The sequence below is a fragment of the Yoonia sp. MH D7 genome (genome assembly GCF_054439475.1).
In genome coordinates this window covers 1,212,608-1,230,020 of sequence record NZ_JBTJCF010000001.1, presented here as the reverse complement: position 1 = coordinate 1,230,020, position 17,413 = coordinate 1,212,608, and the positions used below count along the sequence as shown (strand labels likewise).

The following is a 17,413-nucleotide window of genomic DNA, read 5'->3' as shown; positions in this document are numbered from 1 at the left end:
AATTTAGCCCGAAACTTGGCGTAGAGTGATCCGGCACGAGCGACAGGTGAACGATGGCCCAGACCAAAGACATTCAAACGGTACGGACACGGCGGGTGTTTTATATCCCCGGATATGATCCCATTCATCCGCGCCGCTACCGCGAGCTCTACCGCACCGAAAGCACCTTACAGGCGCAGATCAGCGGCTACCAGATCGCGCAGACACCCAAGCAGAGCAAAGGCCCTTATGGCTGGCAGGTGAATGCCACAATCGATGCGGTGCATGTGACCGCAGATGTCGATGTGCTGCTGTGGTCCGACATTGTGCGCGATAGCATGGCAACCTCGGTGCCTGCGACGTACTGGCAATTGGTGCGCACGGCATGGACTTATATTACCACCGGCGCACTGCGGCGCTTGATGTGGATGCGCAAGGGACCGGTAATTGCCGCCCTTTATCCGGTTGGTATGTTACTGCTGCAACTCATGATCGCATTTACCGCGGCGGCAACGCTGGCTTGGGCTGGACGCAGTCTTATGGGTGGCATCGGGGCGCTGATCGGCTGGGTGCTTGGACTGGCTGTTATGTGGCTGATCCTGAATTGGTTCCAACGCAAAGACGGCAAATTCTTTGCCTATTATTTGATGCATGACTATGCGTTTTCGGCGCGCTGGCGGGGCGCTAATCCGCCGCAGCTAGAGGCGCGCATGGCAGAGTTTGGTGATTTAATCGCGCAGGCCCTGACCGATGAGGTCGACGAAGTCTTGGTCGTTGGGCATTCGTCAGGCGCACATCTGGCGGTGTCTGTTTTGGCTGATTTGTTCCGTGCGGGCAGGGTGCCTGCAAATGGACCCGCTTTGGGGTTTTTATCATTGGGCCAAGTGGTGCCGATGATGTCATTCCTGCCTGACGCTTACCGCTTGCGCGCCGACTTGGGGTATCTGAGCGTGCAGAACGGACTGGCTTGGGTCGATGTTACAGCCCCGGGCGACGGCTGCGCCTTTGCGCTCTGTGATCCCGTGTCGGTGTCAGGCGTGCAGACGGACGACAGCAAATGGCCGCTGGTCATCTCGGCTGCGTTCACACAATCCTTGTCACCAGAAACATGGAAGGCGCTGCGCTGGCGGTTTTTCCGACTGCATTTTCAGTATCTTTGCGCCTTTGACCGCCCCAAGGATTATGACTATTTCCAAATCACAGCGGGACCAATGACATTGGCCGATCGGTATCATGACCGCCCGCCGTCCAAATCGCGCATTGATGTAGTTGCGTCCAAATACACAAGCACAAGCCCATGATGCCGCCCAAACCCGTGCCGCGCCCTGAAAAGGTATCGTTGCTGCGCTACCTTAAATTGTTCCGCACCGATATCCTGTCGGCACAACCCGCGAAATTATACCGCGCATGGATGGCAGAGTTTCGCACCCCGTTTTTCCGCAGCTACATGATTAATGATCCCGCACTGATCAAGCGGGTTCTAAAAGAGCGCCCGGGTGACTTTCCAAAATCAGACCGCATCGGTGCAGGCTTGCGTCCCTTGTTGGGCAATAGCGTATTTTTGACCAACGGCGAGACTTGGAAACGCCAACGCAGGATCATCGACCCATCGTTTGAGGGCGGCCGCCTGCGCGATACATTCCCGGCGATGTGGGCGGCGGGCGAGGCTTCGGTTCTCCGCATGACAGCACTTGCAGACGGCACACCGCAAGAGGTGGAGGCCGAAACGAGCCACGCAGCCGCCGATGTGATCTTTCGCACCTTATTTTCGCTTCCGATTGAAGACGAGGTCGCAGGCCGCGTTTTCGACGAGTTCCGCAGTTATCAACGCACCCAGCCGATTTTGAACCTTGCGGCCTTTATTCGCGGACCGAAATGGATGCCAAGGTTTTTCAAATCCGAGACCAAGCAGACGGCCAAAGCCATTCGCGGCCTAATCACGAATTTGACCCAAGCACGTTTGGACGCGATCAAGGCGGGAACTGCACCAGATGATCTGGCAACCAAGATCATGACCACGGTGGACACTGAAACCGGCGCGACATTCAGCGTCGATGAAATGGTAGATCAGGTTGCGATTTTCTTTCTGGCAGGCCACGAGACAAGCGCCTCGGCTTTGGCATGGACCCTATACTTACTGGCGCTCTACCCCGACTGGCAGGATAAGGTCGCGTCGGAGGCTGCGAACCTGACAGAAGATTTTAGTGCCGTGCCCAAGCTGCGCACAACACGTGATGTGTTCCGCGAGGCGCTGCGACTTTATCCGCCTGTGCCGATGATGGTGCGCGAAACAACCTGCCCCGAAAGTTTCCGCAACCGTGATGTCGCGGTGGGCGGGCAGGTGGTCTTGTCGCCATGGCATTTGCATCGCCACGCGCGCATGTGGGACAATCCCGATGGATTTGACCCCGACCGTTGGGCGACCGAAAATGGTAAAACCTGCGGACGCGATGCCTATATGCCGTTTTCGGCAGGGCCACGCGTTTGCCCTGGCGCAGGTTTTGCAATGATTGAAGGGGTCTTGTTGCTGGCCATGCTGACCCGCGCGTTCCGTTTCGAAGTTGTGGTAGATCAAGTGCCAGAGCCGGTTGCGCATCTGACGGTGCGCTCCAAGGACGGCATTTGGTTAAGGTTTGTCCCGCGCACCAACTAATTGTTTAGGTTGCTCACGCAAAGCCTGCGATTTGTGTCTGATTGCAAAACGGTAAACCAGTCATGAAATCGCAATCTTAGATCCTGCCTGTTAAGCTCTTCTTTACAGCTACCCATATATGTAGTGTCGATTACTCGCCGCTCGGCTTTCACTTTTCCACACTTTTGCGGTGAATTTGTGTGAACCAAAACATCGGTGGGGACTGATTCAGTGGGGTACGGCCATGCGTTTCATGACCTTGAACAAGACGCGTAAATGCGCGTTCGTGATCTGGAAATCTCTCGTTGAGGGATCTGATCTCGATCGCGGCTATGATCCATACGAGCGCGAACCGGTGACGCGCGACGAACGCAAGCCGCGTAATTTTGCGACATCAGGCTTCGGTAAGCACCATAAACTGGCGAAATTGCGCGATATTATTAATCCGCCAAATCACGTCTGACCTTGAACCGATTTTAACACATATAGTCGGATAGCAGAGGCTAGTCCGACATCGCCGCGCGCTTCGTCTATTTGCGCGGCTAGGCCGTTGACGGTTTGATTATTTGCCACCGCTATTTGGCGAAATGCCTGCCAAAACGGGTCTTCCAAGGATACGCTTGTGCGGTGGCCGCGCAAGGTGAGGGACCGTTTGACCGGACGCTCAGTCATTCATCTTCAAATTTGTGCTGCGACAACCGCGCATGGGTTTTGGCGGCGGTTGTCACTTCCAAAATACGTTCGGCTTTGGTGCGTCCAAAGCGCACGGCATTTTCGTCGGCTTTCGCTTTATCTTCGGCGCGCAATTTGGTTTTGCGCGCCTGATTTAAGTTTACGACGCTCATTTAGGCCCGATCATGTCTTCGGGGCGCACAACTTTGTCAAATGTCGCTTCGTCAACAAAGCCTAGCGCAATCGCCTCTTCCTTGAGTGTCGTGCCGTTTTTATGCGCGGTCTTGGCCACTTTCGTGGCGTTGTCGTAGCCGATTGTGGGCGCAAGAGCCGTCACAAGCATCAAACTTTCGCGCATCAGTTTTTCGATGCGTGTGCGGTCCGCTTGGATGCCAACGACGCAATTGTCGGTAAACGCCACGGCGCTATCACCCAAAAGCTGCATAGATTGCAATACGTTATAGGCCATCATTGGCTTCATCACGTTCAACTCGAAATGCCCTTGCGAGCCTGCAAATCCAACAGCTGCGTCATTGCCCATCACATGGGCGCAGACCTGCGTGATCGCTTCGACTTGGGTTGGGTTCACTTTGCCTGGCATGATCGAGGACCCGGGTTCGTTTTCTGGCAACATCAGTTCGCCAAGGCCGCAGCGCGGGCCAGAGCCCAAGAACCGAATGTCGCAAGCGATTTTGTAGATACTGACAGCCACGGTTTTCAACGCGCCTGACATTTCTACCAATGCGTCATGGGCTGCCAACGCTTCGAATTTGTTGGGTGCCGTCACGAAAGGCAGACCCGTGATTTCTGCCATATGCGCGGCGACGGTTTCGCCCCAACCTTTGGGCGTATTCAAGCCAGTGCCGACAGCCGTGCCACCTTGCGCAAGTTCATAAATCGCGGGCAGGGCGGATTTCACGCGGCGGATACCCATCGCGACTTGGTGAACGTAGCCCGAGAATTCCTGACCCAAAGTCAGCGGCGTTGCATCCATTGTGTGGGTGCGGCCAATTTTGATGATGTCTTTGAATTCTTCTTGTTTTGCTTCCAGCGCGGCATGCAGCTTTTCCAAGCCCGGGATCAAAACATCACGCGCGGTCATTGCGACAGCGATATGCATCGCCGTTGGAAATGTGTCGTTGGATGACTGGCCCATGTTGCAGTGATCGTTTGGGTGAACAGGCGTTTTGGAACCAATCACGCCGCCCATCATTTCAATCGCGCGGTTCGAGATGACTTCGTTGGCATTCATGTTGGACTGCGTGCCAGAGCCCGTTTGCCAAACCACCAGCGGAAAGTGATCGTCGAGTTTGCCAGCAACCACTTCGGAGGCGGCGGCGATAATCGCGTCGGCAACATCGGCCTCCAGTTTGCCGCGATCTTTGTTGGCAATAGCACAGGCTTGTTTGATCACACCCAAGCCGCGCACAATGGCGACGGGCTGTTTTTCCCAACCGATGGGAAAGTTCATCAAACTGCGCTGCGTTTGCGCGCCCCAGTAGCGGTCGGATTGCACCTCAAGGGGGCCAAAGCTGTCGGATTCTGTGCGTGTAGTGGTCATATCATCACCTATTGTATGCGGTTGTATGCCGTTTACAGCGTCAAGGCTGTGCAAGCAACAAAAAGACGGATTACTTGCGGAATTGATCCAGGCTGACGACCTCTGCATCCTTACGCACGGCGGGTTCGGCATCAGTTTCGACCATTTCGTCCATCGGCGCTTCTGGGGCGTCGTCGGTGTCATGGGGTGGTTGTGTTTCAAACCGCAGCCCGAATTCAACAGATGGATCCACAAAAGTCTGGATCGAATCGTACGGCACATAAAGCGTTTCAGGGTTGTCGCCAAAGTTCAGCGTGATTGTGAACCCTTCATCGGTGACCAGCAGATTGTCGAACCAATGTTGTATCACCACGGTCATTTCGCCCGGATACCGGTCAGAAAGCCAATCTGCGATTTCAACGTCGGGGTGCATTGTATCAAAGGTGATAAAGAAATGGTGTTCGCCGGGCAGGCCATTGCTGGCGATCCCTGTTAACACTTCCTGAATCAGCCCACGCATCGCGCGGTGCATCAAATTGCCGTAGTCAATAGTTCCGGTCACAGTTCAGCACCCCATGAGAATAATACCGGTAGCATATAAGATTCGAAGCGGGATTAAAGGGGCAGTCCGACTGTTAGCGCCAACAGGCCGAGGCAACCCGATAAAAATAGCACCGCAACCATATTCCACTGGCGTTTGAGCAGCAGGTAACCTGCAAGTGCGGCCAGTATCATGGGGAGGGGTTGAAAACTATGTAGATCAGGGACGATGGTGTTGAGTGGACCTAAGGTGACACTGCTGATGTTTGCAAAAAAGACGTGCAGCGCAAACCAAAGTGTCAGATTGCCGATGACCCCAACCACCGCAGCGGTGATACCCGCCAGTGCGCCCGAGATTTTAGGGCGGCCTTCCAGCCAGTCAATTAACGGCGCGCCAGCGAATATCCAGATAAAGCAGGGCACAAACGTCACCCAGAGCGTCAATGCCCCTGCGGCCAGTGCTATGCCGATGCCGCCCTGTGTAAAACCTGCGATCATCGCGATGAACTGTGTGGCAAGGATCAGCGGCCCTGGGGTGGTTTCAGCGAGGCCTAAGCCGTCCATCATTTGATCCGTGCTGACCCAGCCGAAATTTACCACGACCTCTTGCGTCATATAGGCCAGCACCGCGTAGGCCCCGCCGAAAGTGACGACAGCGAGCTTCGAAAAGAACAGGCTGATTTGTAACAAAAAATCTTGGGAGGTAACGAAGAGCAAGATGATGGGCGCTGCCCAAAGCAACGCGCCGGTGAGGACGATCCGCAGGCTGTTTGCCCACGGCAGTTTGGCTGTTGGCGTTTGTGCCGCTGCCTGTGTGCCAAAGGCGCTGATCAGCCCTGCGATGATGATGACGATCGGAAACGGTACATTGAAAAAGAACAGGGCGACAAAGGCGAGTGCTGCGATGATGGCGTGTCGCGTGGATGTGAGCGCGCGTTTGGAGACTTTTAACAGCGCCTCGATCACGATGACGACGACCGTGGCTTTAACGCCAAGAAACACCGCCTGCATCCAGTCGAGTGATCCATAAACGCCGTAGCCGAGTGCGAGTATCATCATGACGATAGCACCCGGCAAGACGAACAAACCACCGCTGATCAACCCGCCAAGGATGCCGCGTTGTTTCCAACCTGCGTAGGTGGCGAGTTGCATGGCTTCGGGGCCGGGCAGCAGCATACAAAATGACAAGGCGCGTAAGAATTGCGCTTCGGTCAGCCACGCGCGGGTCTCGACCAGCTCGCGGTGCATAAGTGCGATTTGTGCCGCAGGGCCGCCAAAGGACAACAATCCGATGCGTCCGAATACACGGATGAGGGTGTAGTAGGCCGACATTATTAACCCAAAGCCTGACTAAGTTCGCGCAAAATTTTGTGACGGATAGCGTCGGGGTATTCGCGGTGGGTGCGGGCGGTGATGACAAATCCGTTACGGGTAATCACGGCGCGCTTGAAGAACCCGGTGATTGCAAGGCCCATGCTTTCGATGGCGATGGCATTGATAGTGACGCCGGCTGTCTCAGCAATGTTGCGGGCGCTTCGGGTCTCAGAGCCTGCGTTGGCGGTGCCGTCGCCCGAGATGTCGATGACACGGTGTTTGCAGACGGGCGCAGAGGCAAATTGCGCCAGCGAGAATAAAATCGCCTCGGCGGGGGCGGTGTCCGACAGCACAAATGTGCGTGGCATCCGCTCGGCGGTATCAGCGATCCGTGCAGCGTCAAGGCTGCTGCGGATTTGGGTCCATGGGATCGAAAGGTCTTGGCTGGTTTCGCCAGACCATTGCACCACGGCGATGGCGGTCTCTTGGCGCAGCATAGCCGCGACAATTTCGGGATTGCGCAGCGCATTTGCCAGCCCGTCGGTTTGCAGGCGGTATTCAGCGGTATCAATCGAGTTCGACACATCGATGGCCAAAAGAAGTGCTGTATCGCAGGCGACAGCGGGCGGCGCGAGCAAACACAGGATCAAAGGAACGAGGGTGCGCATGTGAAACAGTGCCTCGCTCCTGAGAGGTGAATGACGATTTAATTAGCCGCTGCGATCATGACCAAGCCGCCGGTTTCGCCCTCAAGTGGGCCGTGTTCGGCTGAGGTTGGCTTGACCATGGCTTCTAACAGAACATCGATTGGGGTCCAATACGGGATGTACCATTCTTGGTCGACTTCCAAGATCAGCGCGCGCTGTTGGTCAGCGTCATATGCCCCGATGAGCGAGATATGCGGGCCGTCCCAATCACCTGTCACAACGCCTTGGTTAAAGTAGATCATCAGCGCGTTGTCGGCGGTAATTTCGTTCAGGGCCAGCATGTTAACCATCTCGGTGCGGGTCGCGTCATTGGCTTGTGTCGGGTGGAACGATACCACGTTGCGCTCTAGATCGGTGGCGGCAAGAGCGAGGGTGGCGAAATCCACCAGCTGCTGGAAAGTCACGCCGTCGCCGCCCTCTGCCGACAGTGCGGACCATTCGGGATTGGCGGTGACCTCTAGCAGTTCAGTTTGCGACATGATGGCTTGTGACGCCCACGCAGGCTGGCCTTTAATACCATTGATCGCGGCGGTGACTGTCGCAATCGAGCAGGCCGAGGTGCTGAACTGTGGCTTGGTAAACGGCGAAAACGCCCAGTAATCGGGGGCAGCGGCGCTGCGCAAATAGGCGCTATCTGTGGTAAGGGTAACGGCGTTCGGGCCCAGCTTTGCGTAGTCGTCAGCGTCTTGCGCAAGGGCAGGAACGCTGCCCGCGATAAGGGCAGTCAAGGCGAAGGGGAATAGACGCATGATGCGCTCCAATCAAAGGGATGATCGGAAGTGTAGCGCCAGAAATATCACCTTGGGAAGAGGGTAAGTGCAGGTTTCTGTTGCCAGGTACCTGCGAACCCCGCCTTACGTCGCTAAACGCAAGGACTTAAGTTTCGGCAACGAGGACTGCTTAAGCAGCCATCGCCATAGCCGGAGCACGGTTGTCATTTGCAACTATACAATTTTGTACCGATAACGGTGGTAACTCACCGAAACAAAGCTAACCTCTTTAGACGTTCGTCGATCCTATTTCGACCCCACAGATGCCAAATGAGCAGGGTGCTGGTGAAGTCGCCGGGTACCGCCCCCGGGTCCGATCCGCTTATTACAAGCGCGTTTATGTTCATAGTCCCGAAGGACAAGAGTAAGATAGGACGTCTTTGGTCGTTGTGCAAGAGGTGTCTTTTTTGCGTCTTGCACACGTCTTGTGCGCGTCTTGCAAAAAGGGCGGCGCAGATGCGCCGCCCTTTGCATGAATTATCAAAGCGGGGGCTTAAAAGCCTGCTTTAATCATTTCGAAAGTCTCGACCTGACGCTCGCGTTTTTCATTGCTCATCGGCAGTTGTGCAAGCACTGGCACGTCGATTGGCTCCAGACCGCTGAGTTCCAGATCTTCGAGGCTGACCTGATCGTTCAGGGCCACTTTGTTCGACGAGCCGTAGCCGTTTTCAAGGAGCGGCATCACGCTGTCGGGGGCCAGAAACGAGTTCAGATAGTCGTAGGCTTTGTCGTCCGAACCGGGGCCGTCTTTCAGTTTCACATAACCGCAGAGCCAAAGCGAAGAGCCTTCTGTGGCTTCGCGCTGGAACGCGATAGAACGACCTTCGGCGACCATGGCCGGATAGGTTTCATTCCACGCCCAAGCGATCAGGATTTCGCCCGACGACATGATCTGCGCCAATTCTGCTGGATCAGTCCAGTAGGTGCGCAGATTTGGATGCACATCGCGCAACCACTGCGAGGCCGCCTCGAACTGTTCGTCGGTGGCGTTCTGCCAGTTGGCCACACCCGTTGCGAGATAGGCAAGTGCGTAGGCGTCGTCGACGTTATCGGGCAATGTCATGCGGCCTGCATATTGCGGGTCTTTGAACACGTTCAGCGATGCGACCTCTTCGATGGTCACTTCGTCAGGGTTGTAGGCAATGGCCGTGGAGCCAAAGTCGGTTGGCACAAAGAATGTCTCGCCGCCCGCGCCGATATCGGTGCCGGTAAGGTTTGCATCAAGGTCAGCATAATGGGTCAGCTTGGATGTGTCCCAAGCCTCTATGATACCCGACTCTTCCCATTTGGTCACAGAGCCTGCGCAGATATGCGAGACGTCCGCTTGGAAACCTGCACGGATTTTCTGAAACGCTTCGTCTTCGTCGCCAAAGAACGCAAATGTCGGGCTTTGACCGTGTGCGGCGGTATAGCCGGTGTGATACTCTGGCAGCTCGAAGCCCGCGTAATCAAAGACCAACAGTTCGGCGTCTTGGGCTGCTAGCCCTGTGCCCAGCGCAATAATGGACGCAGCGCCCAGAAGGGTGGTGAATTTCATGCTAAGTTCTCCCTGTGAGTTATTTGAATGCAGGTTAGGGCGCGATCGGGACGCTCGCAAGTGTCAATTGGTGGCAGGGATTTTGTGCTTAAAGCTTTTGTTTGTAACACTATTCATCCTCTGTCATAAATTTCCCAAAGTTTGCCCATGCGGGCAGGTCTTATGCAAACGGGAGATAAATATGTTTAAAGCTTTAGTGGTTGAAAAAGATGATGCGGGTGACACCCGCGCCGCTGTGCAAGAGCTGTCGTTGGATGATCTGCCGGCGGGTGATGTGACGGTGGCGGTCGCCTATTCAACGGTGAATTACAAAGACGGGTTATGTGTTGGGCCAGGTGGCGGTCTGGTGCGCAATTATCCGCATGTGCCGGGCATTGATTTTGCAGGCACCGTCGAGGCGTCGGATGATCCGCGCTATAAGGCAGGCGACAAGGTTTTGTTGACGGGCTGGCGTGTGGGCGAGGTTCACTGGGGCGGATTTTCGCAGAAGGCGCGGGTGAATGCCGACTGGTTGGTGCCGCTGCCTGCGGGTCTGGATACGCGGCAAGCGATGGCGGTTGGCACGGCAGGGCTAACGGCGATGTTGGCGGTCATGGCGCTAGAGGATCAGGGGATCAAGGATGGTCCGGTTTTGGTGACGGGGGCGTCAGGCGGTGTCGGGTCGGTGGCCACAGCGATTTTGGCGCAGTTGGGTCATGAGGTTGCTGCGGTCACGGGGCGTCCCGAGACCGAAAGCTATCTGCGGTCTTTGGGGGCGACCCAGATTGTGCCGCGTGAGATGTTGAACGAGACCATAAAGAGGCCATTGGAGGCAGAGCTGTGGGGCGGTTGCATTGATGCGGTGGGTGGCGAGATGCTGGCGCGTGTGCTGGGCCAGTTGAAGTCCGGGGCGAGTGTGGCGGCGGTCGGTCTGGCGGGTGGTGCAAACCTGCCTGCAACGGTCATTCCGTTTTTGTTGCGTGGTGTGAACCTGTTGGGCATTGATAGTGTCATGCAGCCTTATGATAACCGTGTGCGTGCATGGGACCGGATTGCCGGCGACCTGCCGATGGACAAGCTTGAAGCGATGATTGTGCCTGCGACGCTAGCGGATTTGCCGGCCTTGGGGGCTGGTATTTTGAAAGGGCAGGTCAAGGGCCGTATCGTAGTTGATGTGAACGCATGAGCGCACCGGACCGTGTCAAAAATAAAAGCGCCGCAGGATGACTGCGGCGCTTTTTGAGTTTCAAAGTGGTGTTGGTTTATTCGCCGATGGTGCCGTGTTTGTCACGCAGCCCATCGCGGTAGAACGCCTTGATCAGGGCCATGCACATCAAGCCCATCACGATCGTGAACGGCAGCGCGCCGATGATCATCGCACTTTTCAGCGCTTCCATCGGGTTGTTTTCGCCTGCCGCAATGATCAGCGCGCCAATTACAATGGTCAGGATTAAGCCCCAGACGATCCGGTGTTTGATGCTGGTTTCTTCTTCGCCACCCGACATGATTGTATTCAGCACCAAGATGCCCGAGTCAGCAGATGTGACAAGGAATGTCATGACCAGAACAACGCACATGACCGTGATGCCTGTCAGGAACCCGCCAGAGATCATCTGACCCAAGGTCACAAACAACATCGAGGTTTGTGACGCGCCTGCGATGATGCCGTTGGCGTCGCCGGTCAGTTCCAGATCAACTGCCGTGCCGCCGAGGATCGCCATCCATGCAAAACACACTAGTGACGGTGCAAGCACACAGCCGACGATGAATTCACGCACCGTGCGTCCGCGCGAAATGCGTGCAAGGAACAAGCCGACGAAGGGGGAAAACGCGATCCACCAAGCCCAGTAGAACGTAGTCCAGCTTGCCTGCCAGCCGAATTGACGCCCTTGCTCGCCTGCGGCGTAAACCGCTTGCAAGGTTGTCTCGTCGAGCTCGGCCGCTGCACCGGTTAGTCCTGCGACAAAGCTGTCGTAGCTGCCGTATGCGCCTTGTGCGCCGGTCAGATCCGCCATCAAAGGCTTGGCGATTTCTGGCAAAGCGGCGCTGAAGTCGGCGCCGGATTGTGGCAACCACGTTCCAAAGCTGAGTTGTGCGAAGTGCACGATGTAGTCGACAAATGCCGCGCCGTAGGTCGAAAGAGCGAAGGAGAATGAGCCGAAGACCACGAAGGTCAAAAGCAGGATGAGCGACAACACGAGGTTCAGGTTCGAGAGGTATTTCACTCCGCGCCCGACGCCCGACACCGCCGAGATGATCGACAATGCCATGATCATGACCAAGCCTGCGATCAGTCCGACTTTGCCCGGTTCGGGTACGTCGCCAGACATGTCCATCATCCACTGCATGCCGGTGATGGCGTAGACACCATCGATGAATTGCGAGACGCCAAAGCCGATTGTGACGGACACACCGAGGATGGTTGCCACAACGCCAAGGACGTCGACCACGTGACCAAGCACACCGTTGATGTGCCGTCCGAAAAGCGGGGTCAGTGCAGAGCGGATCGTCAGAGGTATGTCGCGGGTATAGGCGTAGTAGGCGAGGCTAAGTCCTGTGATGACGTAGATTGACCATGCATGAAAACCGTAGTGCAGGAAGGTGTAGCGGAAGCCCGATTGCAGCGCCTCTTGGGTGCGACCTTCGACAGCGCCGGACAGAATTTCAGGGTTCGAGCCCCAAAGCCCGATTGGTTCTGCGGTCGCAAAGACCATCAGACCCACGCCTAGCCCTGCGCCAAACATCATCGAGAACCAGGAGAAATTGGAGAATTCCGGCTTTTCGCCTTCTTTTCCCATCACACGTTTGCCTGTTTGTGGCAGAAGAGCGATGACCAGCAGGAAGAATGCAAAGAAGCCTGCAATGATTATGTAGAAGCTGTTAAAAATTTCGAGCAGTTTCCAGTTCCAGCTGCCAAGTGTCGCGTTGGCATTGGCCGGAAACAACAGCGCCCACAGAACCAGTGCGACGATTATTGACTTTGAGAGCAGGGCGATCGGCAAGCTATTGTCTTTGTAAAAGCCGGTGTCCTGCGTGTTGATATCGATCTCCGTAAATGGAGCCTCTATTTTCATTGATACGCTTTCCTTTTATATTTTGTGGCGCAGCGCGAGGCTGGCCGGGGGGGACACATAACATCCCAAGGTCGCTAAGTTCAAGTTTTCACCGGAAAAGGCCAGTTTTGTGGCAGTCCAGCCTGACAAATTGCGGTTTTGGGGCGGTATTCGCGGGGCGCTATGCATCCGTTGCGCTGGCTTATGTGCGGTTGGATGAAAATTAACCCTGCGTGCCTGTCCGGACTTGCGCCGCTTTGTGTTTTGGCCTTTGGTGGGCAGATGGATATGGATATTGCATGGGTTCGGGCCCAATTTCCCGCTTTTTCGCAGCCGTCACTGAACGGTCAGGCATTTTTTGAAAACGCGGGCGGATCGTATACCTGCGCACAGGTCATCGACCGGTTGCACCGCTATTATACGCAGCGCAAGGTCCAGCCCTATGCGCCCTACGAGGCGTCGCAACTGGCGGGCGCAGAGATGGATGAGGCGCGCAGGCGTCTGGCGGTGATGCTGGGGGTCGCGACAAACGAGCTGTCGTTTGGCCCAAGCACCTCGCAGAATACCTATGTGCTGGCCAATGCCGTGCGTCGATGGTTGAAACCGGGTGACGCCATTGTCGTGACCAATCAGGATCATGAGGCCAATAGTGGTCCCTGGCGCCGTTTGGCCGAGGAAGGGTTTGAAGTCCGCGAATGGCAGATTGATCCGCAAACCGGCTTGCTGGACCCTGATGATCTGGATGATCTGCTGGATGAAAATGTGCGTTTGGTCTGTTTTCCGCATTGCTCTAATGTGGTGGGGGCGATCAATGATGTGGTGGATATTACCGCGCGTGCCCATGCGGCGGGCGCGCGGGTCTGCGTCGACGGCGTCAGCTACGCGCCGCACGGATTTCCCGATGTGGGTGCGATTGGCTGTGATGTCTATCTATTCAGCGCTTACAAGACCTTTGGACCGCATCAGGGCATCATGGTGATCCGCGAGGATTTCGGTTTTGATCTGCCTAATCAGGGCCACCATTTTAACGGTGATACTCTGTATAAGCGGTTCACCCCTGCGGGGCCGGACCATGCGCAGGTGGCGGCCTCGGCCGGTATGGCAGATTATTTCGAGGCGTTCTCGGCGCATCATGGCGGCGGAAAGGGTGCCGGCGCGGCCCGTTTTTCGCATGATGTGATGCGGGAGCATGAGATTGCCTTGGCACAGCCGATATTGGATTATGTGACGTCAAAGAATTCGGTGCGGTTGATTGGACCGCGTGAAGCGGCAAAACGTGCGCCAACGGTGGCAATGGCGTTGCAGGGGAACGCGCATGACGTGGCTGCAAAGCTGGCGCCATTGGGGATTATGGCGGGAGGCGGCGATTTTTACGCGGGCCGCGCGTTGGGTGCGCTGGGTGTCGATGCAAACTTGGGTGTGTTGCGCGTCAGTTTTGTGCATTACACGCAACAATCCGAGGTTGATAAGTTGATCTCCGCGCTAGATCAGGTCCTGTAGGGGAGCGCTATGCTGGTTCCTGCAATGTGTATGCGGGATTTAAGCGAGGGTAGAGCGTGGCGGAATTGACACCGGTTATACTGTGGTTCAGGCGGGATTTGCGGTTGGCGGATCACGCGGCTTTGACGGCTGCTGTGGCAAGCGGGCGGCCCGTGCTGCCGCTGTTCATCTATGATCCCTTGACCGAAGGTCTGGGGGCGGCTGCGAAATTCCGGCTGTCATTGTCGATACAACGTCTTGGCGATGATTTGGAGGCTATGGGCAGTCGTTTGATCTTGCGTCGTGGTCCGGCGTTGGAGGTTTTGCGCGATGTGATGCGCGAGACGGGTGCAGCACAGGTTTTCTGGTCGCGGCTTTACGATCCTGACAGCAAGGCGCGTGATGTTGAGGTCAAGGCCGCGCTAAAGGCGGACGGCGTTGATGTGCAGTCATTCAAGGGACATGTTTTGTTTGAGCCTTGGACCGTCGAGACAAAAACCGGCGGTTATTACCGCGTATTTACACCGATGTGGAAAAACGTGCGGAGCCTGTCATTGGCCGCGTGCTTGCCTGCGCCTGAAACGATTGCCGCGGTGAGTAACTGGCCTGCATCCGATGATCTGGAGGCATGGCAGATGGACGCGGCGATGGATCGGGGGGCTAAAGTTTTGCGTCCGTATTGCTGTGTGGGCGAGGCTGCCGCCGCTGATCGTTTGCATCAGTTTATTGACGAGCGGGTCGCGGATTATAAGGCGAGCCGTGATTTGCCCGCTGTTGACGGCACGTCGCGCCTGTCCGAGAACCTGACCTACGGCGAGATTTCACCGCTGACCTGTTGGCACGCTGGTTGGCGCGCCTTGCATGACGGCAAGGCGGACGCCGAGGTGTTTTTGAAGGAATTGGTTTGGCGCGAGTTTGCATATCATCTGGCGCATCACACTCCGCATATTGTGTCGGATAACTGGAAGCCTGACTGGGACGGGTTTGCGTGGAACGAGGCCGATACGCCCGAGGTGATCGCGTGGAAACAGGGCCGCACAGGTATTCCGTTTGTCGATGCTGCGATGCGCGAGATGTATGTGACTGGCACGATGCATAACCGAGGCCGGATGATTGTGGCCTCATATCTGACCAAGCATTTGCTGACGCATTGGCGGGTCGGGCAGGCGTGGTTTGCCGATTGTCTGATTGACTGGGATCCTGCGAGCAATGCGATGGGCTGGCAGTGGACGGCGGGCTCTGGTCCCGATGCAAGCCCGTTTTTTCGGGTGTTTAATGCGGTCACCCAGTTGGAAAAGTTCGACAAGGGCCATGTCTATGTGGATCGTTGGATTTGCGAAGGGCAGGTGGATCCTCCGGCCAGTGCCTTATCGTATTTTGATGCGGTGCCGCGTGGGTGGGAGGTGTCGCCGCGACAGGCTTATCCTGCGCCTGTTGTTGATATGGCGGAGGGGCGCGCGCGGGCGTTGCGCGCTTATGAGGCGCGTGATTTTTGAGCAGTTTGGCAGCAAAATCTCACAGATCGACCTGCGCTCTTGTGCTGGTCCACGTCATAGCGGAAACTGCGGGGTGACACGGACCACGATGCAACGCCTTGGTGAAGGGGCGGGCGTGGTTTGTAAATGTTAACAGGAGCAGGCCATGCCAACCGCTGCAAAACTCACGGCTTTGATTGTATTTGCAATTTTGGGCTATTTTATATTCGCGGTTATGGTGCCGTTATTTGACGAGGCGGTTGTGCCGCGGTTTCTATTGCCGGTTTGTGTGGGTGTCGGTGCGTGGTCGGGCTGGGTGTTTTGCGGTGCAAAGACCATGGACATCCGTTCGGGGGTTGGCACGGGGATGACAGCGATGGCTGCCATGGTATTCGGGATTTTGTTTATCATGTCGTTTGTGCAGATGATCCACCTTTCGTTGCGTCGTCGGTATGATGGCCCGATGGAGGCGATCGTGGATGTTTTCAATTTGATGTATGATAATTTACTGATTTTTGGAACACAGACCATGGGTTTAACGCTGCTGGTTGGTGGCCTTATTGCTGGTTTGGTGACAGGCATCATTGGTAAGAAATATCCGCGATAATGGATATTTTTGTATATGGAACATTGATGTCGGAAGCCTTGCGACGGGCAGTAGCGGGCCACGGCGAGGTTGGCGTAATCGAAGCGCATCTGAGTGGCTACCAAGTCTGTGCGGTGGTGGGGGATGTGGTGCCGTTGATACGGGCGGCGGCGGGTGCGGTGACGCATGGTATTGTGATGACCGATATCGAGACTGCGCAACTGGCGCGGCTGGATGCCTATGAGGGCGCGTTTGGCTATACGTTGAGTGACGTCACGGTGCAGACGGCGCAGGGTGCGCGTGAGGTATTGATGTATTTCCCCCCTGAGGGGAGTGCTGTGGCGCAGGGTGACTGGTCGCTGGCGGCTTGGGCGGTGCGCAACGAGGCGCCTGCCGTGCTTGCTGCGACTGAATTGTTTGCCCACGAGCCGCCGCTGTCGCAGGCGCAAATCCGTCAAAAGTGGCATATGTTTGAAAAACGGGCCTGGGCCAAGACCCGCGCGGCGGCAAACACAAAACCTACAACGCGCCGCCATCACGCGGGTCTGTCGGATGTTGCGGTGCTATCGCAGGCGGCTCCGACGGGGGAATTCTTTAGTCTTCAAGCGCTTGAGTTAACGCATCAGCAGTTTGACGGCGCGCGCAGTGCGGTGTTGCCCCGCGAGGTATTTGTTGGCATCGATGCCGCATTGGTGCTGCCCTACGACGCAAAGCGTGACCGCGTGTTGCTGGTTGAGCAAATGCGTGTCGCCCCTGTCGTGCGCCATGATCCGCAGCCGTGGGTATTAGAGCCGATTGCTGGCATGGTTGATGCGCGTGAAACCCCGATAGAGGCGGCACTGCGCGAAAGTGTGGAAGAAGCCGGTTTGCACGCGCTGGAGCTGATCGAGATTGCATCATTCTATCCGTCACCCGGATCGTCGACCGATTATTTTCATGCCTATTTGGGGCTATGTGATTTGCCCGATGATCATGCGTCGTTTGGTGGGCTAGAGAGTGAGGCCGAAGACTTGCGGTTGCATTTGCTAGGATTTGACGACGCAATGGCTTTGGTGCGCAGTGGAGAAATTAACGCAGGACCGCTGATCATGATGCTGTATTACCTTGCGACAGAGCGAGGTGCATTGCGCGCCAAGGGTTGACCGCTTAG

General features: G+C 56.2%; 17 protein-coding genes and 1 other RNA gene. 8 read left to right on the top strand and 10 right to left on the bottom strand.

All coding sequences use genetic code 11. The features are described 5' to 3' along the window. Positions 1-53: 53 nt before the first annotated feature. The 3 genes from ACXLHR_RS06045 (at position 54) to ACXLHR_RS06035 (ending at position 3,074) form a co-directional block, all read left to right on the top strand. Positions 54-1,280 (top strand): hypothetical protein, encoded by a 1,227-nt coding sequence (locus ACXLHR_RS06045; protein ID WP_458790615.1) that lies wholly within the window; start codon positions 54-56, stop codon positions 1,278-1,280. Beyond that, entirely contained in the window at positions 1,277-2,632 is a 1,356-nt protein-coding gene (locus ACXLHR_RS06040) for a cytochrome P450 (protein ID WP_458790614.1), read from the top strand. The genes ACXLHR_RS06045 and ACXLHR_RS06040 overlap by 4 nt, the downstream gene beginning before the upstream one ends. A 223-nt stretch (positions 2,633-2,855) precedes the next feature. Beyond that, positions 2,856-3,074, top strand: coding sequence for a hypothetical protein (locus tag ACXLHR_RS06035; protein WP_458790613.1), 219 nt, complete (start codon positions 2,856-2,858; stop codon positions 3,072-3,074). Here ACXLHR_RS06035 and ACXLHR_RS06030 read toward each other — a convergent pair. From ACXLHR_RS06030 to ACXLHR_RS05990, 9 genes are all read right to left on the bottom strand, one after another. Then, positions 3,065-3,283 carry a ribbon-helix-helix domain-containing protein gene (locus tag ACXLHR_RS06030; protein WP_458790612.1) on the bottom strand — a complete coding sequence of 73 codons (219 nt, stop codon included), beginning with the start codon at positions 3,281-3,283 and terminating at the stop codon, positions 3,065-3,067. The genes ACXLHR_RS06035 and ACXLHR_RS06030 overlap by 10 nt on opposite strands. After that, a complete protein-coding gene (locus ACXLHR_RS06025; protein WP_458790611.1) occupies positions 3,280-3,456 on the bottom strand; it encodes a DUF4169 family protein in 177 nt (58 codons plus the stop codon). Before ACXLHR_RS06025 ends, ACXLHR_RS06030 begins: the two co-directional genes overlap by 4 nt. After that, positions 3,453-4,844, bottom strand: a complete 1,392-nt coding sequence (fumC, locus tag ACXLHR_RS06020; protein ID WP_458790610.1) for a class II fumarate hydratase — start codon at positions 4,842-4,844, stop codon at positions 3,453-3,455. The genes ACXLHR_RS06025 and fumC overlap by 4 nt, the downstream gene beginning before the upstream one ends. Before the next feature lie 70 nt (positions 4,845-4,914). Further along, positions 4,915-5,385, bottom strand: coding sequence for an SspB family protein (locus tag ACXLHR_RS06015; RefSeq protein WP_458790609.1), 471 nt, complete (start codon positions 5,383-5,385; stop codon positions 4,915-4,917). A gap of 53 nt (positions 5,386-5,438) precedes the next feature. Next, positions 5,439-6,695 carry a chromate efflux transporter gene (chrA, locus tag ACXLHR_RS06010; protein ID WP_458790608.1) on the bottom strand — a complete coding sequence of 419 codons (1,257 nt, stop codon included), beginning with the start codon at positions 6,693-6,695 and terminating at the stop codon, positions 5,439-5,441. A 2-nt stretch (positions 6,696-6,697) separates the two neighbouring features. Then, complete coding sequence (locus ACXLHR_RS06005) at positions 6,698-7,345, bottom strand: DUF1194 domain-containing protein (protein ID WP_458790607.1); 648 nt, start codon at positions 7,343-7,345, stop codon at positions 6,698-6,700. A gap of 38 nt (positions 7,346-7,383) precedes the next feature. After that, positions 7,384-8,133, bottom strand: coding sequence for a phytochelatin synthase family protein (locus ACXLHR_RS06000; protein ID WP_458790606.1), 750 nt, complete (start codon positions 8,131-8,133; stop codon positions 7,384-7,386). A 66-nt stretch (positions 8,134-8,199) separates the two neighbouring features. Then, positions 8,200-8,553: a transfer-messenger RNA gene (gene ssrA, locus ACXLHR_RS05995) on the bottom strand. Between the two features lie 94 nt (positions 8,554-8,647). Continuing rightward, on the bottom strand, positions 8,648-9,691 hold the full coding sequence (locus tag ACXLHR_RS05990) for an ABC transporter substrate-binding protein (RefSeq protein WP_458790605.1): 1,044 nt from the start codon (positions 9,689-9,691) through the stop codon (positions 8,648-8,650). A gap of 181 nt (positions 9,692-9,872) precedes the next feature. On the opposite strand from ACXLHR_RS05990, the gene acuI reads away from it, so the two are divergent. Further along, positions 9,873-10,856 (top strand): acryloyl-CoA reductase, encoded by a 984-nt coding sequence (acuI, locus tag ACXLHR_RS05985; RefSeq protein ID WP_458790604.1) that lies wholly within the window; start codon positions 9,873-9,875, stop codon positions 10,854-10,856. A gap of 76 nt (positions 10,857-10,932) precedes the next feature. On the opposite strand, the gene ACXLHR_RS05980 is transcribed toward acuI, so the two are convergent. After that, complete coding sequence (locus ACXLHR_RS05980; protein ID WP_458790603.1) at positions 10,933-12,744, bottom strand: BCCT family transporter; 1,812 nt, start codon at positions 12,742-12,744, stop codon at positions 10,933-10,935. A 261-nt stretch (positions 12,745-13,005) separates the two neighbouring features. On the opposite strand from ACXLHR_RS05980, the gene ACXLHR_RS05975 reads away from it, so the two are divergent. The 4 genes from ACXLHR_RS05975 to ACXLHR_RS05960 all read left to right on the top strand — a co-directional run bounded on the left by ACXLHR_RS05975 (position 13,006) and on the right by ACXLHR_RS05960 (position 17,405). Continuing rightward, positions 13,006-14,223 (top strand): aminotransferase class V-fold PLP-dependent enzyme, encoded by a 1,218-nt coding sequence (locus ACXLHR_RS05975; protein WP_458792483.1) that lies wholly within the window; start codon positions 13,006-13,008, stop codon positions 14,221-14,223. 56 nt (positions 14,224-14,279) lie between these two features. Further along, complete coding sequence (locus ACXLHR_RS05970) at positions 14,280-15,698, top strand: cryptochrome/photolyase family protein (RefSeq protein ID WP_458790602.1); 1,419 nt, start codon at positions 14,280-14,282, stop codon at positions 15,696-15,698. 145 nt (positions 15,699-15,843) lie between these two features. Further along, positions 15,844-16,284: a TrgA family protein gene (locus tag ACXLHR_RS05965; RefSeq protein ID WP_458790601.1), complete on the top strand. Its 441-nt coding sequence runs from the start codon at positions 15,844-15,846 to the stop codon at positions 16,282-16,284. Then, entirely contained in the window at positions 16,284-17,405 is a 1,122-nt protein-coding gene (locus ACXLHR_RS05960) for a gamma-glutamylcyclotransferase (RefSeq protein WP_458790600.1), read from the top strand. Before ACXLHR_RS05965 ends, ACXLHR_RS05960 begins: the two co-directional genes overlap by 1 nt. Positions 17,406-17,413: the final 8 nt, after the last annotated feature.